Origin of the sequence: Pseudomonas sp. B33.4 (assembly GCF_034555375.1) — a bacterium.
Classification (GTDB): Bacteria; Pseudomonadota; Gammaproteobacteria; order Pseudomonadales; family Pseudomonadaceae; genus Aquipseudomonas.
The window spans coordinates 743,545-759,542 of sequence record NZ_CP140706.1; the positions used below are offsets into that span (position 1 = coordinate 743,545).

General features: G+C 60.4%; 15 protein-coding genes. 6 read left to right on the forward strand and 9 right to left on the reverse strand.

Going from position 1 to position 15,998, the window contains the following annotated elements; genetic code table 11:
• The first annotated feature begins 103 nt into the window (after positions 1–103).
• Positions 104–892, forward strand: a complete 789-nt coding sequence (locus U6037_RS03175) for a response regulator transcription factor (RefSeq protein WP_322845776.1) — start codon at positions 104–106, stop codon at positions 890–892.
• A 1,000-nt stretch (positions 893–1,892) separates the two neighbouring features.
• Complete coding sequence (locus U6037_RS03180) at positions 1,893–2,255, forward strand: DUF6124 family protein (RefSeq protein ID WP_102901619.1); 363 nt, start codon at positions 1,893–1,895, stop codon at positions 2,253–2,255.
• Between the two features lie 118 nt (positions 2,256–2,373).
• Here U6037_RS03180 and U6037_RS03185 read toward each other — a convergent pair whose 3' ends face one another.
• From U6037_RS03185 to cpaB, 8 genes are read right to left on the reverse strand one after another with little or no spacing between them, the layout of a single operon-like run.
• A complete protein-coding gene (locus U6037_RS03185) occupies positions 2,374–2,646 on the reverse strand; it encodes a DUF3613 domain-containing protein (protein WP_150730310.1) in 273 nt (90 codons plus the stop codon).
• A gap of 10 nt (positions 2,647–2,656) precedes the next feature.
• The gene (locus tag U6037_RS03190; RefSeq protein WP_322845777.1) at positions 2,657–3,379 is read right to left on the reverse strand and encodes a tetratricopeptide repeat protein; all 723 of its coding nucleotides are present in this window, start codon (positions 3,377–3,379) and stop codon (positions 2,657–2,659) included.
• Positions 3,380–3,401: 22 nt separating this feature from the next.
• Entirely contained in the window at positions 3,402–4,286 is an 885-nt protein-coding gene (locus tag U6037_RS03195) for a type II secretion system F family protein (RefSeq protein WP_322845778.1), read from the reverse strand.
• A 1-nt stretch (position 4,287) separates the two neighbouring features.
• The gene (locus U6037_RS03200) at positions 4,288–5,172 is read right to left on the reverse strand and encodes a type II secretion system F family protein (RefSeq protein ID WP_322845779.1); all 885 of its coding nucleotides are present in this window, start codon (positions 5,170–5,172) and stop codon (positions 4,288–4,290) included.
• A gap of 18 nt (positions 5,173–5,190) precedes the next feature.
• Positions 5,191–6,459, reverse strand: coding sequence for a CpaF family protein (locus tag U6037_RS03205; protein ID WP_322845780.1), 1,269 nt, complete (start codon positions 6,457–6,459; stop codon positions 5,191–5,193).
• Positions 6,456–7,646, reverse strand: coding sequence for a pilus assembly protein (locus U6037_RS03210; protein ID WP_102901613.1), 1,191 nt, complete (start codon positions 7,644–7,646; stop codon positions 6,456–6,458). Before U6037_RS03210 ends, U6037_RS03205 begins: the two co-directional genes overlap by 4 nt.
• The gene (locus U6037_RS03215; RefSeq protein ID WP_095121996.1) at positions 7,643–8,860 is read right to left on the reverse strand and encodes a type II and III secretion system protein family protein; all 1,218 of its coding nucleotides are present in this window, start codon (positions 8,858–8,860) and stop codon (positions 7,643–7,645) included. The genes U6037_RS03210 and U6037_RS03215 overlap by 4 nt, the downstream gene beginning before the upstream one ends.
• Before the next feature lie 20 nt (positions 8,861–8,880).
• Complete coding sequence (gene cpaB / locus U6037_RS03220) at positions 8,881–9,822, reverse strand: Flp pilus assembly protein CpaB (RefSeq protein WP_322845781.1); 942 nt, start codon at positions 9,820–9,822, stop codon at positions 8,881–8,883.
• A gap of 330 nt (positions 9,823–10,152) precedes the next feature.
• On the opposite strand from cpaB, the gene U6037_RS03225 reads away from it, so the two are divergent.
• The 4 genes from U6037_RS03225 (at position 10,153) to U6037_RS03240 (ending at position 14,112) form a co-directional block, all read left to right on the forward strand.
• The gene (locus U6037_RS03225; protein ID WP_007914649.1) at positions 10,153–10,362 is read left to right on the forward strand and encodes a Flp family type IVb pilin; all 210 of its coding nucleotides are present in this window, start codon (positions 10,153–10,155) and stop codon (positions 10,360–10,362) included.
• An 18-nt stretch (positions 10,363–10,380) separates the two neighbouring features.
• Entirely contained in the window at positions 10,381–10,593 is a 213-nt protein-coding gene (locus U6037_RS03230; RefSeq protein WP_150750022.1) for a Flp family type IVb pilin, read from the forward strand.
• A 71-nt stretch (positions 10,594–10,664) separates the two neighbouring features.
• Positions 10,665–11,072, forward strand: coding sequence for a response regulator (locus U6037_RS03235; RefSeq protein WP_322845782.1), 408 nt, complete (start codon positions 10,665–10,667; stop codon positions 11,070–11,072).
• Positions 11,073–11,706: 634 nt separating this feature from the next.
• Complete coding sequence (locus U6037_RS03240; protein ID WP_322845783.1) at positions 11,707–14,112, forward strand: autotransporter domain-containing protein; 2,406 nt, start codon at positions 11,707–11,709, stop codon at positions 14,110–14,112.
• A 144-nt stretch (positions 14,113–14,256) separates the two neighbouring features.
• On the opposite strand, the gene U6037_RS03245 is transcribed toward U6037_RS03240, so the two are convergent.
• Entirely contained in the window at positions 14,257–15,927 is a 1,671-nt protein-coding gene (locus U6037_RS03245) for a ShlB/FhaC/HecB family hemolysin secretion/activation protein (RefSeq protein ID WP_322845784.1), read from the reverse strand.
• Positions 15,928–15,998 lie beyond the last annotated feature (71 nt).

The window sequence follows — 15,998 nt, forward strand, 5'->3', positions numbered from 1 at the left end:
GTACATAGTCGGAAAGTACGTCTACTTTCAAAGGAACTGGTTATACAGCCAAAGGCTGGCAGTACAGGAATGGTCAGCTTTGGCCTGGGACATGGAGTAGCACGTGAACAAGCTTACGTCTGCGGTAAAAGTCCTCGTGGTCGACGATCAGCCGTTGATTGTGGAGGAGCTGTGCGAGTTTCTTGAAAGTAACGGGTATCGCTGTGTGCCGTGTGAGTCGAGTCAGCAGGCGATTGAGCGTTTCAGTGAGGACGCGGAAATCGGTCTGGTGTTGAGTGATCTGCACATGCCGGAGATGGATGGCATTCAGTTGATCCAGGCGTTGCAGCGGTTGGCAGGCAAGCATCGGGCTTTTGAGGCGATCATGCTCACCGGGCGTGCCGACAAGCAGGATGTGATCAAGGCGTTGCGTGCCGGGATTGCCGATTATTATCAGAAACCGATTGATCTGGATGAGTTGCTGGAAGGTGTGCGGCGTCAGGAGGTGGCTCTGCAGGAGCGGCAGAAGAATCTGCAGCTGGGGCATTTGAATCAGAAGTTGCAGTATTTGTCTGAGTCGATTGATGACCTGTATCAGGATCTGGACAAGGTGCGGCGCAATCCTTCGACGGTGGCTCGCGATGTGCCGGGTGGTGAACCAGGCGAGGCTGAGGTGCAGGAGATGCCGGCGATTTTCAGTCAGTTGTCGCCGCGGCAGCTGGATGTCGCGCGGTTGGTGGGTAAAGGGCAGACCAATTATCAGATTGCCTGTGAGTTGGGGATTACCGAGAACACGGTGAAGCTTTATGTTTCGCAGGTGTTGCGGTTGACGCATATGCATAATCGGACGCAGTTGGCTTTGGCCTTGTCGCCGAGTGCTTCTGCTTCTCGGCAGCGGGTTACGGCGCATTGACTTGGCGGCCTGTGGGCCGACCATGTTGTGGGTGGTTTGGGTGAATATCCGTTGTTGCGGGTGTTGCCGCTGGCGGTTCCGCTCTTACAGCGGGTCACTTTTGGCAAACGCCCCAAAAGTAACCAAAAGGTCTGCGCCCTGACGTTCGGCCCGCTCGCTAGGGCTCGGGGTTCCTTCGCTCCGGGATCGATCCGGGGGCATCGCTTCCGGTTTGCTTCGCTGCACCTCCTTTCGATGTGTTCGACTTCGTCGAACGGCGCTGCGCGCCTAGCCCCGGATCAATCCCTCCACTCAGCCTGCCGACGGGCTCCAAGATCAAAAGCAGGCGAGCTGACACTCGGCCTATTGAGTGGTGAAGAGCGGGTGTTCGGCTTTAGTTTTGTGGTGGGTTTGCCCCTCATCGGAACGCCGCCCGCCCAACCCTCTCCCTAGGGAGAGGGAGCTGATCTGGTGCTTTTCAGAATCTGAGTTCGACGCGGTATTTCACGTCGGCGTACCTCTACCAAACACCCCGGTCAGTCCCCTCTCCCTCTGGGAGAGGGTTAGGGTGAGGGGCTTTTGATCTGTTTCAAAATCTGAATTCGACTCGATATTTCACGTCGGCGTACCTCTTACAGACAACTCGGTCAGTCCCCTCTCCCTCTGGGAGAGGGCTAGGGTGAGGGTTGGCTTTTGGCTGTTTAAATGTGTGCCAGATAACCGGAACCTTCCCACACGGTTTTCAGGTTGTCCGTCGGACGTGAGCTCTCTAGTCTCTGGCTGTCGCTGCCAATTCAGCGACCGGGTGTGGAAACCTGAATTTCAAGTAGATGCGTTGCATCGCTACCGCAATCATTGTCGGCGTCTTCTTTCGTCTGCAAACTGTGTCGCGGCGGCTGTGCGCGGGCAGGCTTCGGTCTGGCCGGTTGCCTACTTATCGGTTTTCCACCCTGCGTACAGCTGCCACCTTTTGTCGTGTGGAAACGACAAAGGTTGGCTCCTCAGCCAAGTAGGAGTTGATATGGACAAACTGATCCCCGACCCACCCCACGAACCCACCACCCCGCTCGAAGAAGCCATCCGCGCCGACAACCTCGCCAAAAACCGCGAAGCGATCAAACGCGCTCTCGATTTCTACCTCTGCCCCGAACCTGCAAAACCCCGGCAACCGAGCACGATGTTTCTCATCCATCCGAAAATCGATACCGAAAGCCTGCTCGCCCACGCCTGCGAATCCCTGGCTTCGGCCAATACGCTGGCCGGTAACTTTGCCGATCAACTCGGCCGGCCCGAGCGTAATACTGCGCTGGCGATTCAGCAGATCATCATGCTGGCTGAACTGGCGGTAAACCGGGCATTGGATCGGGTAGATCCGCAGACCTGATCCGGCAGGCACACCGCGTCATCGTTCTTCGCGAGCAGGCTCGCTCCCACAGGTGGAGTGCATTTCAAAAGGTGGGAGCGAGCCTGTTCGCGAAAGCGCTCGCAAGGTCAGCGCTTCTCTAATTCTTGGTCTCGATCTTGCCACCCGCATCCGGGTCATAAAAATCCGGAATCTCATATTTGTACTTCTTCAACCAGCGCTGCATCGCCAGATCCCGTTCGGTTGCGGTCGCCGTTTGTGGTTTGGGCGAGGCGGCTTTGTTGCGGCTTTGCAGGACCAGCCAGCCTTCGGTTTCCTGTTGTTGCGCCGAGGCAGGGCCGGCGTCGATGGCGGCGGCGCTGAGGGGCAGGCTGAGCAGGGTCAGGTAGCACAGGCCTTTGAAGGGATGCATGGCTGTCTCCTTATTTGAGCGATGACGGCAACGGGTCGGCGACGGCGGCCACTTGATTGCTGCTGGCCGGTTTGGCCTTGACCGGGGCTTTGAGTTTTTCTGCGCGTTCCTGGGCTTCGGTGAATTGTTGCGGGGTCAGTTTGGCGCGGCTGACGATTTCGGCGGCTTGTGGCCAGTCATTCTGGTACAGCAGCAGGGTGACCATGTTCAGCGTCGCCAGTTGGTTGTTCTGCTTGAGTTCGATGGCGGTGAGGAACTCGAAACGGGCGTCGTTCAGGCGCAGCTGGTTGAGGTAGACCACGCCGAGGTCGTTGCGGATTTTTTCGTCGGTGGGGGCCAAGCGCGCGGCGCGTTGCAGGTGGGCCTGGGCCTGGCCGTTGTCGCCACGGGCTGCGTAGAGCTGGCCGAGGCCGTGTTCGGCTTCGGCGGTCAGGCAGCCGCCGAGCAGGCCGCGGTACAGCGGCTCGGCTTCGCTGCGGCCGAGCAGGCGATAGACCTTGGCTTTGCGCAGGCGCACTTCGCTGATGTTGTCCGGCAGGCTTTGCAGGTTGGCCAGGCTGGCGTGCAGTTTGCCGTCGTTGGCCAGGTCGTCCGCGAGGTTCAGGGCCAGCTCCTGCTCCTGGGTCATTTTGCTGCAACTGCTCGGTGCCAGCAGTGCCGTCCAAGGTGCCTGGCCGTCGGTGGCGCAACCGCCGAGCAACAACAGACTTGCCATGACTATCAGTACTTTCATCAAACGCTCTCCATGAGCAAGGTCAGTTGGCGAACGCCCGGGCAATCGCGGTGAAGCCCGGGCCAGCGAGGACGATCAGCAGTGCCGGAAACAGAAACAGCATCATCACCACCGACATCTTCGCCGACATTTTCGAGATGTATTCCTGCAAGCGCGTCAGGCGGCGGTCATCCAGCAATTGCTTGAGCGCCAGCAGCGATTTCATCGCGCCGCCGCCCTGTTGAATCAGTTGTTGAAGGATCACGCAGGTGTCGCTGAATTCGTCCACGGCGAGCATCACCGCCGCTTTGTTCAACTCCTGGCCGAGCTCCAGACCTGAGTCGACACGGGTCAGGATCAGGCGCAGTTCGCTGGTCAGTTCCGGCAGCAGTTTTTGCGCTTCGATGCTGAGCACACGCAGCGCTTGTTCGACGGCCATGCCGGATTCGAACAGGATGCGCAGCAGCGGAATGAACGTCGACACCTCGACGGCGATGGTTTTCTGTCGCTGGGCCGCTGCGTAGGCGAGCAAGCGTTTGGGCAGCAGATATCCGCCGCCGGTGGCGAGCATCGGCACCAGCCAACGGTTGTCGGCCTGGGGGAAGAACACCTCTTGCAGAAAGATCGCCAGACCCAGTGTCAGCAACGGCGTGCCGATCTGGCAGGCGGCGTACAGGGAGCGTTCGCTGGCGCGGCGCCAGCCGAGGCGGTTGAGCAGGGTCTGGGTTTCGCTGTCGATGCTTACCGAGCGCTGGCCGAATTTGCTGCCGCCCAGTGCGCGCAGCCAACTGCCAAAACGGTTCTCGCGCACCAGATGCCCTTGCAGGCGTTGATTGACCTGACGCACCCGGCGCCGCTCGGTCAGCAGATGGTTGCCCACCAGCAGCAGGGAACCGAGCAGCAACATCAGAGCCGCGAGCCAGACCATCTCAGACGCTCCGCAACATGCGCCATAGCGCCAGGCTGCCGAACACTTGCAACACGGCAGCGCTGATCAACATGTGCTGGCCGCTCGCATCGTTCCACATCCCGAGCATGTAGCCGGGGTTGGTCAGCATGAAGTAACTCACCAGCAGCAGCGGCAACGAACCGAGTACCCAGGCGGTCATGCGTGTTTCGCCAGTGAGCGCGCGCAGTTGGCGCGCGCCCTGGTCGCGTTCGCGGATCAGTTTGATCAGGTTTTCCAGCAGCTCGCTGGCGTTGCCGCCGTAGCGATGATTGACCTTCAGGCCGAGAGCGAACATGCGCAGTTCATCCTGTTCATACAGCTCGGCGAAATCGCTGACGGCATCGGGCAGGTTCACGCCTAGTTGCACGTTGCGCTGGACCCGGCCCATGGCTTTTTTCAGCGGATCTTCACTGGCTTCGATGCCGCCCATGACCGCGTCGCTCAGCGTGCGCCCGGACTTCAGGCTACGTACGGTGTGATCGAGCAACTGCGGCAGTTGCTCGATCATGCGTTTGACCCGGCGCTGGTAAAGCACCGCGATGTACAGTCGCAGCGCCAGTGGCGGTGCGAAGATCATCAGCAGCAGGCCGACCCAGTCGGCAAGAAAATACCCCAGCGCTATCGCTAGCGCCCAAAGACTCAGCCACAGGCCGAAGCGCTCGGTCGGGCGGCCGAGCCCAGCGCGTAGAAACATCCGTTCGAGGCCGACCCAGACCGGTTTTTCAGGTGCCAGTTGCGGTTGCCCGGCGGCCAGTCGGTTGAGGACTTTTTCCGTGGCGGTCTTGCGCAGACCTTGCAGGAACAGTCGGATCGACAGCCCCAGCAGCATCAGGCAGATAACGATGAGAATGATCGGTCCCAGCATGCTCGGTGCTCCTTGCCGTCAGCCCAGATGCGCCTCGTGGCGCAGCTTGTCGCCGGCCGGATTGATCGCTTCGCGCAGGAAGCCGAAACCGCTGCGGCGGTCGAGGCGGAACAGGGTGTTGGTGACGTAGACGTCCTCGCGAATACCGACCACTTCCACCACCTCACTGACGCAGCGGCGTCCGTCGGGCATGCGCGTCAACTGAATGATCACGTCGAGGGCGGCGCAGATCATCTGGCGCAGGGTGCGTTCGGCGATGGAGCGGCCGGTCAGGCCGACCAGCGTTTCCAGACGCAGCAAGGCATCCTGAGCGTTGTTGGCGTGCACGGTGCTCATCGAACCGTCGTGACCGGTATTCATCGCGGTGAGGACGTCGACCACTTCGACACCACGAATCTCGCCGAGGATGATCCGGTCGGGGCGCATGCGCAGGGCGTTACGGATCAGGTCGCTGGCCTTCACTTCCCCGTGGCCTTCGGCATTCGGCGGCCGGGTTTCGAGGCGTACCACGTGAGGGTGGCCGAGTTGCAATTCGGCAACGTCTTCGATGGTCACCAGACGTTCGTGCGGGTTGATCAACTGGCTGAGAATATTCAGCAGTGTGGTCTTGCCGGTGCCGGTGCCGCCGCTGATCAGGATGTTGCAGCGCTTGCCGACCGCATCCTGGAAAAACTCGAAGATCGACAGGTCGATGGTTTGCATCGCCATCAGGTCGGTGCTCTTGAGCATGTCCTTGCGAAATTTACGGATCGACAGGCATGGGCCGTCGAGGGCAATCGGCGGAATGATCGCATTGACCCGACTGCCATCCGGCAGGCGCGCGTCAACCATCGGCGAAGACTCGTCGAGGCGCCGGCCGAGCGGTGCGAGGATGCGCTGCATCACGCGTTCGACGTGATGCGCATCGATAAACCGCAGGTCACTCTGGTGCAGCACACCGTCGCGTTCGATGAACACCCGGTGCGGGCCGTTGACCAGAATCTCGGTCACCGACTGATCGCGCAGCAACACTTCCAGTGGACCGAAACCGGTGAGCTCGTCGACGATCTCTTCGGCCAGACGCTCCATTTCGTAGCGGGAAATCGCCAGGTGCAAACGCGCGATATACTCGGCGACTTTGTCGGTGACAAATTGCGCGAGTTGCTGGCGTGAACCTTCCAGCAGGTTTTTCCCCGACTCTTCGAGGGCGTCGATGATGTAGCGATGCAGGACCAGTTTCAGGCCTTCGTGATCGCTGTTGCCGACGCCACTGCGGGGCGCCGCACCGAAGAGTTTTTCTGCGCTCATGAGGTGCCTCGCAAGCGGTCGAACCAGGTCACTTTGGGCTTGGCCAGACCTTCGGAACGTTTCGCCAGACGTTCGCCGAGAGCGCGCAGGCTCTGCGTGAGTTTTTCTCGCGGGGCCAGCTCGAACAGGCTGACGCCCTGGTTTTTCGCGTTGAGGCGCACTTCCGGGGTGAGGGCCAGCGTGGCAATCACTTCCAGGTTGAAGGTCTTGCCGAGGGTGTCCGAATCGGGCGCGACGTTGCTCAAGTAGCGGTCGATCAGCAGGCGTCCGTGGTCGAGCTTCATGCCTTTTTCGCGCCACAGATTGAGCACGGCAAGGTTGCGTCGGCAGTTGAGCACGTTCTGATCGGTGTACCAGAGCAACTTGTCGCAGTGGCTGACAAAGGTGCGCAAGGCTTCGCTGTCGGTCTGCCCGGTGAGGTTCACGACGATGTGCTGGAAGTGCTGGCGCAAGGCGCTGAGCAACATGTACAGCTCGGCGGCGCTGGTGTTTTCCAGCGGCTCGTCGTTGCTGGCGTAGGCGAGAATCCGCAGGCCGGCTTCGGCACTGGTGAAGGCGCTGTCGATCAGCGTGGCGTCGAGCCTGCGCAAGTGGCGCAAGGCATCGCCGAAGTGGAACGAACTTTCCAGCCCGAGCAGGGCGAGGCTGTCACCGCGCGGCAAACCGAGATCAAGCAACAAGGTTTGCTGACCGCTCTTTTGCACCACCAACGCCATGTGATTGGCCAGCAGTGCGCCGTCGGAACTGCTCTGCACGCCATACATCACCGTGAGGCCGCCCAGTTGCGTGTTCGGTGCCACGGGCGGCAGGCGTTTGCTCAAGCGCCGCACCAGCCCGGCGACTTCACTGGAGCGTGAACCGTAAGCGACAAAATCCCGGGCGCCGGCGCGCATCGCGTTGAGCACCAACTGATTGTCCATGCCGTCGCCGAGCGCCACGATCGCCAGCATCGGTTTGGCCTCCAGCGCGCCTTCGATCAACGCACTCTGGGCGACCACGTGCTCGCGATCAAGGCCGACGAACACCAGATTGGCAAAGGTCACGTCCACCAGCGCCAGCAGTTCATCAAGGCTGCCGCCACCGGCGCTGACCACTTGGCCCAACGGTGCGAGTGCGCCTTGCAGCCACTCCAGATCGGTGCTGTTGCGGGTGATGGCGAGAAAGGTCTGGCTCAGGCTCTGGCTCATTGCGATAACCCGCTGCGCTTGTCGAAGTTGCCGTTTTCAAGGAAGAACATGCGGTAGAAATTCGGATCGTAATTACGCAGTTTTTCGCCCGGTAACGACGGCAGTTGCGCATCGGCGGCCAGTGGCTGGACCAGATGCGGGGTGACGATCATCAGCAGTTCGCGTTCTTCGCGCTTGATCTGCGAGCCTTTGAAAAATGCGCCGAGCACCGGGATGTCGCCGAGGCCGGGAAACTTGTTCACCTGCGAGCTGTTGGTGGTGCTGATCAAGCCGCTGATGACGAAGCTTTCGCCATCGCCGAGTGACACGCTGGTGTCGGTGCGGCGGATGGTCAGGGCCGGCACAGTGGTGCCGGCAATCTGTACGGCGTTGCTGAAGTCCAGTTCGCTGACTTCCGGGGCGACCTTCAACGCAATGCGATCGCGGCCGATGATGGTCGGTGTCAGGGTCAGGCGGATACCGAATTCCTTGTATTCGATCGACACGCTGTCACTGCCGGAACTGGGCACCGGAATCGGGATTTCACCGCCGGCCAGAAAGCTTGCGCTCTGCCCGTTCAGTGCCACCAGACTTGGCCGCGCGAGGGTATAGGCGAAGCCGCTGGTTTCCAGCGCATTGATGATCGCCATGGTCTTGCCGCCGACCCACGAGAAGTTGAACAGCGAGTTGTCCACCGGCAGGCGTGGCTGCGGCACCCCGTCAATCGGCGGCAGGGTGCCGGGCGAGCCGAACAGAAAGTTGCCGCGCGTGCCGATCAGTGAGGCGGTGGCTTCCTTGAGTTTGGTCCGGCTGACTTCGACGAAACGAATGTCGGTCTGCACTTGCGACGGCAGGCTCGGGTCATCCGAGGGTAGGGTGGCGGTCATGGCGGCAGTGGCGGCGCCCTGAACAAAGACCATGCTTTGGCGCGGCTCGCTTGAACACGAGGTCCAGACCATCAGGCTGGTGGCACCGGGCGCAACGCCGGTGAGCAGAAAGGACGAACTGCCGTTGGCGTGCACGTCGGCGATTTTCGGATCGCCAATCGCCAGACGGGTGATCGCTACCGGCGACTGCACGTCCTGTTGAAAGCCTTCGCCGATTTCGATCACCGGCGGCATGCGCCCCAGTGCCGAACAGTTGCCGACCGCCGCCAACGCGGCGTCCATCGACAGGCCCATCAGTAGCAGGGCGCGCAGCATGGGTTTGAATGTCGGCCTGGAACGACTCTGCATGCCCTTGGATCCTTGCGCAGTCATGGGTTTTGTTGGGTGATCTGATTGCCGCGAATAATTTCCACGGCAGGCCTCGGGGCCGCGCCGGAACCGCCGCCGGTAGGCGCTTTCGGTCCAGCGCCCAAGGCCAGTTGGGTGAACTGGAAGAGTTGGCTGTTGGCGCTGCTCAGATGCTCCGGCGCCTGAGTTTCGCCGGCCCAGTATTTGGCCAGGCGTTGTTCTTCACTGCTGCGTACGGCCAGACGCAAGGTGCCGACTTGCGTTGCCAGCATCAGTCGGCTGAGCAGTTGTTCCGGCACTGCCAGCACCACGGTGCGCGCGGCGATGCGGCGTTGATCCTGTTTGAGTTTTTCCTCGGCGCTCAGGGCCGGCGAAGCCGGTTGGCCGTCGTTGGTCAGCCCATATTGATCGCCAACCCCGAGCACACGCATGGCCGGGACGACGATCTGCGCCGACTGTTCGAGGTTGCTGGTGTCCTGGCGCAGATACAGCAGCACATCGACGTAATCGCCGGGAATCAGTTGCCCGGCCGCGCCGATCACTTCGTCGACGGCCACGGTGAGGGCGCGTTCATCGCGGTGAATCATGCGTGCCAGTGAGCCGCCGGCGGTGAAGCTTTCATCGTTCAGCCAAGTGCCGGCGCTGAGGTGCCGCCAGGGTGTGCGGCCGATGGCCTGATCGACATTGCTCAAGCTGCCGGCCGGTGCACTGCGCAGTTTTTCCACCGCGACATCGGCCGCCGTCAGCGCGGTGAAGGGCGGTACATCGTGCAGCAATACCACCACCGGTTGGCGAGTCTGGTCTTCGGCGATCGCGACAGTTTTTTCAACGGTGACGGCTGGAGCAACGGGGGCTTCGGCAACGGGTGCCGGTTGACGGCTGAGCACCAGTCCCCAGTAACCGACAAAGATCGCTCCAAGCAGAAGGATGGCTGCAAGGCCCATGGTGACGCGACTGTTCATGACGGCTCTCCCTTTCCTGCTGCACTACCCACTGCACTTGCTTACGAGAGAAGTTCCCAATCCGGCAGCTATGAACATGCAACTATTTCGCTATTTCCACGCTAGCTGATCCAAGCCAAAACGCCATTAGTGACAGGAAAATAACCCACTAAAGTATGAGTCTTGGCCAATTAACAGCAGCAATCGGCAACTTCGCGATGTGATTAATCCTTTGTGATTAATCCGTTCTTACAGTTGTTGGGTGGGGCTTTGTTGACAATGCTCAAATGGCACGGTGGTTTTTGCCGCAGCAGCGTGACATGGGCGCCACAGGCGCAAAGGAGTAGTCGTATGTGTCGGATGATCCTCGATTATTTGATGGCCAGAGTCCGTTTGCTGGTCAAAAACGAAGAAGCCGCGTCGGCGATCGAATATGCGATCGTGGTGGCGATGGTTGCCGTGGTCGTGGTGGCTTTCGTCACGCCGCTGGGTAACCGCGTGTTGGCTTACTTCAACAATATTCTGACCGGGCTGGGTGGCACAGCGGTAACCAGGCCCTGACTGGCGAGGAGAATGGCGATGCTCTTTGATTATTTGAAAGTGCGTGTCCGCGGCTTCTTTGCCAGTACTGAAGCCGCGTCGGCAATCGAGTATGCGATTGTCGTGGCGATGGTGGCGGTGGTGGTCATCGTGTTCGTCACCCCCGTTGGCGCCAGGGTCCTGGTGATGTTCAACAATTTGCTGGTGGCACTGGGCGGCACTGCCGTGACGGCCCCCGCACCGCCGCCCTGAGTTGAATGAAACTGCTGCCTGGTTGATGCCGCGCTACACTCGGGTTCACTTTCAGTTTTCAGGGATTGCCCATGACTGCTTCCTCGCTGCCGCGCCAACAGTTGCTTCTGGTTGACGACGAGGAGGATGCGTTGCTGGAGCTGGCGGAGTTGCTGGAGGGTGAGGGGTTTACTTGTCATACCGCAACGTCGGTGAAGCTGGCGTTGCATCATCTGACGCGCCATCCCGATATTGCGTTGGTGATTACTGATTTGCGTATGCCGGAGGAGTCCGGGATGTCGTTGATCAAGCGGTTGCGTGAGCATACTTCTCGGCAGCATTTGCCGGTGATTGTGATGTCGGGGCATGCGGATATGGAAGATGTCAGTGATCTGTTGCGGTTGCAGGTGGTGGATCTGTTTCGCAAGCCGATTTATTACCTGAGGTTGTTGGAGACTTTGGATAATTTGTTTCCCAAGCCTAAGGTTCAGGTTGGCTGAGGTTGAACTCGGCGGCCTTTGGGCCGACCGTGCTTTGGGTGTTTTTGGTGAATATCCGTTTTTTTGGGTGTTGCGGCTGGCGGTTTCGCCCTTACGGCGAGGCACTTTTTCCAGACGCCGAAAAAGTACCCAAAAAGGCTTGCTCCTACGTGCGGCCCGCTCGCTAAAGCTCGGGGTTCCTTCGCTCCGGGATCGATCCGGGCGCAGCGCCTACGGTTTGCTTCGCTGCACCTCCTCTCGCTGTGTTTGGCTTCGCCAAACGGTCGCTTCGCTCCCACCCCGGATCAATCCCTCCGCTCAGCCTGCCGACGTCGCCCGTGGATCAAGATCAAGAGCTGCAGCCGAGCTAACGCTCATCCTGTCGAGTGGTGAGGAGCAGAGGCGATGTGCGATTTGCGCTGTTCTTGCGTTTGTTTTTCTGTGGGAGTGAGCCTGCTCGCGATTGCGGGCTGACAGTTGGTCGGTTTCTTTGAATATTTGACGTCATTCCTTTGACCTTTTGATGGTGTCAAAGTGATGGCTCATGTACATTCCCCGCGCCCGAGCCAGGACACCTGGCGGGCCGGTAGGGATGCCTGAATGAATACGTGAACCCTGCTGAAACTGTTTTTCATGTTTTGGAAGGGAATCTCGTTTGAATACTTCTTGTCTGCGCCGCTCTTTGCTGGCGCTTTCTGTGGCGGCTGCTGTTGTTCAGGCTCCGGGTGTCGGCGCTGTCACGCTCAATTACGATCTGGGCACGGGGCCGTTGGTCAGCGTCAAGCAGACGTACGATTTTCTGAATCTCGTGGGCACGGCGAATGTTGTGGAAAGCTCTTCGTCGGCGATGACCAGCGCGGCGCGGTTCACCGGTTTGTCGGTCAATAGCGAAATCGTCAACAAGGCCAGGATCACCATCGATGGCGCCACCCACGGTGTCGGGATCGACATAGCGCCGGCGGCGGGCGTGTCGTGGGCGCAGCTCGGCTACAACTTCAGCAACGAGGGTTCGGTCACGGTCAATGGCTTGGCTGCCAGCGGTGAATCGACGGGTATCGCGCTGAAGGGCACTCCGGTTCGTGGCACCTTCATGAACTCAGGTCCAATCACGGTGAGCGGCAATAACGCCACCGGGGTTGCGCTGGTCGACACTTCGTTTGGCCGCGGTGTGATCAACTCCGGCCCCATCGTCGTCAGCGGCACCAACGCCCGTGGCCTTTATCTGGAAAACACCGCACTGTCCGCCGCCGTCGTGAGCCGGTCGACGCTCAGGGCCACCGGCAGTGGCGCCGAAGCTTTGGTGTTGAACGGGGTGCAGCTTGTGTCTGCATCGAATGCGAGCCAATACGGTCTCTACAACTACGGCAACGTATACGGGGAGAGCATCGGCATTCATGTGTACAACCAGCCTGCAGGACAAGGTCCGCTCAACATTGTTCAGTCATACGGCATGATCGAGGGCGGTACGGCGGCCATTCAAGTGGACGATGGCCTGAGTTACTTTTACTGGAATAACGGCGATGTCAAAGGCGACTTGCTGGGCCTTTCCGGGGTGTCGATTGATGGCGAGGTCAACTTCGATGGTGCGACGATCAAGTCCGGTTACGTCACGGTACAAGAAGGCACGCTGACCCTGGCGCGGGCACATACCACGATCGTCGGCGATCTGGACATGGAAGAAGCGGACTCGGTGATTGCGATGTCGGTCGGCAATGACACCGACATCAACCGGGCGATTCTGACCGTCACCGGCACCACCGAGATCGCGCCGGGCGGGCATGTGCAATTGCAGGCACGCTCCAGCGATTTCCGCACGGCTGCCGGCGGCAACCGTTACACGTTGATCCGTTCGGGCAATCTGATCGGCGGGGACAACCTTACGGTCGAGTCGTCTTCGGCGTTGCTGGAAGTCAAAAGCTTCGGCGTGGAAGGCAACGACGTCAAGGCGCTGGTCAGCACCAAGTCGCAAGATGTGTTGACGCAAAACACCCTCGATGCGGGTGGCACCCGAAATGCTGCTTCTGCGCTGGTCGGACTGTCGGCCTCGCTGATGTCACGTCTTGGTGAACAGGATCCGGTGTTCCAGGCGTTCGCCAATGCCAGCACCGACACGCAACTGGCGCGGCTGGCCGAGACACTCAGCCCGGACGTCAGCCGTGGTGTCCTGCACGCCGCCACCAACAGCCAGACGCTGGTCTCGGGCGTGATCAACGACCGCGCCAATCGCGCACGTACGGCCACCGGCAGCCTGGAAAAAGGCGTCTGGCTGCAAGCCCTCAACAGCGATGCCGATCAGGATGCCCGTCGCGGTGTCGCTGGTTATGACGCCGACAGCCACGGGATTGCCGTAGGCGCCGACGGCCAGTTGAACGCCGACACATCGATCGGTCTGGCTTACAGCTACCTCGACACCGATGTGAAATCCGGTATCGGCAGCAAAACCAAAGTGACCGGTCATGCGCTGACCGCTTACGGCAATTGGATGCACGACAACTGGTTCGTGGACGCTTCGCTGATGTATGGCTGGAACGACAACGAATCCAAACGCTACATCGCCGGCACCCGCGCCAAAGGCGATTACGACAGCGATGTATTCGGCGTCAGTGCCTTGGCCGGTCATACCCTGCGCCTGACCCCGGGTGTGGTGCTGGAGCCGCAGGTCGGTGCGCGTTACGCCAACGTCGGCATGGATTCTTATCGCGAGAAGGGCAGTTCGGCAGCGCTGAATGTCGGCAGCCAGCGTTACGAAGTCGGTGAGATGGGCTTCGGTGCGCGCCTGGCCGCCGATTTTGCGCTCGGCACCGGCAGTCTGGAACCTGAGGCGAAAGTCATGGCCTGGCATGACGTGATTGGCGACAAGGTTGCGACCTCCTCATCGTTCGTACTCGGCGGCGATTCATTCACCAGCCGTGGCACCACACCGGTGCGCGACAGCTATGAACTGGGCCTGGGTGCCAACTACCGGATGGGTGCGTGGAGTGTCGGCGGTTCGTACAACTACGTAACGGCCAGCGGTTTCAGTGCCGACGGCTTTACCGCGAAGGTGCGTTACGCGTTCTGATCCGCATCACGTAGAACCTGTGGGAGCGAGCCTGCTCGCGAAGACGGTGTGCCAGTCAACAGAACGGTTGGCTGATCCAGCGCTTTCGCGAGCAGGCTTGCTCCCACAGTTGTTTTGACTCAGGGGCGCAGTGCAATCCCGGCCCTACAACTGATAACTGAAACTGATGCTGTACCGAGGCTTGCGATTGAACGTATCCAGTGCTTCATCGGACATCGCCTTCGCTGCCTCCAGCGCAATGTTGTAGTACTTGGCATCGCCAAACCGCAGCCCGATCGCCGTCGATGACAGGTTGTTGGCCCGCACCGGCAATTCGTTGAACCAGCTGCGCGAGCGGTCGAGCACGACATACGGTTGCAGGATGCGCACCCAGCTGCCGTCGCGGTTGAAACTGTAGTTGACCTCGTAAGCCACACCCCAGCCCTTGTCGCCGGACGCTTGATCGTCGGGATAACCGCGACCGAAATTCTGCCCGCCGAACACCGCGCGTTCGCTGTCGGGCAGGGTGTCGTCGCTCCAGTACAGTGCCGCGGAAAGCACGCCTTGCCAGTTGTCGAAAAACTTGTCGCTCTGCACGCCGGACAGCCGCACGCGGAAGAAGTCGAGGTCGATGGCGTCGTTGTTGGTTTTCGCGCCCATGCTGTCCAGGCCTTGGTAGACACCGCCGCTGAGGATCCGCAGCTGGCGCGCATCAGCCTTGCGCCAGTCGCTCTCGAAGGCAAGGGCGCGGATGTCGGTGCGCTCTTCGACGCTCAGCGGGAAGCCGATCACGTTGTAGCGGGTTTTGTCGTTGACCGCGTAAAGCCTTGAACCGGCGGTCAGCAGTTCGTTGGAGGCGGCAATCAGCGGCAAGGTGAAACCGATCGAGTAGCGATCGTTTTCGCGGTGCGGTTTGAGCTGCAGGCCGTTGTCGAGCACGACGTTGGTGCCGGGGTCGGCGCGGTAGCGTGAGGCGGACAGCGCCAGTTGCGTGCCCTCGGCATCGAGGAACTGGTTGTAGTCGAGGCGGTAGTAATGTTCGTGATCGTCACCCGGCGGGAACAAGCCGCTGAGGCTCAGTTGCTCGCCCATCGAGGTCTGCGAGTTGCTGCTGACACCGAGCAAGGCCTGGGTGCCGTTGCGGTTGTCTTCGGTGGTGCTCAGGGTGCTGGTGAACGGTTTGCGGCTGGCCTGGGCGATCAGCGTGGTCGCGCCATCGGTGGTGCCCGGTGGTGGCACCTGAGCCTGAATCGTCACGCCGGGGATGCGTGTCATCAGCGTGGTGTAGCGCTCGAAGGTCTTGCGGGTCAGTGGCCGTTCGGCCTGGATCTTCGCGGCCAGTTTATCGATAAGTCCTTTGACCCGGCCGACATCGCCCTGCATCTGGATGTCCCGTACGTAACCTTCCACCAGCACCACGCGTGCTACGCCGTCATTGAAATTTTGCTGTGGCAAGAACGCGTACGACAGCAGGTAACCGTCCTGCTGATAACGCCGGGTGATGTTGCGCGTGGCTTCGATCAGATCGGCAAGGCGGGTCTCATGACCAATCAACGGTTTGTAGATTTGCGCGAGTTCGTTGAGCGGGTAGAGGGTGCCGCCTTCGATCTGCACGGTTTGCAGTTTGATTTTGGTGTCCATCAACAGCGGTTGCGCGGCGGCTGCACCGGCGTCCGGCACTTGCACGGGCGCGGCGCTCGGGCGATAGGCGTCGGCCGGCAGGTTCGGCACCGGCAGGTTGCGGATGGTTTCGTTGCTGTTGAGAAAACTGGGCAGGGTGTCGGCGAGGGCGGCGGAACTGAGACTGAGGAACAGCAGGGATGCCATTACGCGCATAGGACACTCCATGGTCAGATCACAGCGCAGGGCTGATTTCTCCTAAGAAAAAAGGCGGAAGACTCGTGGGA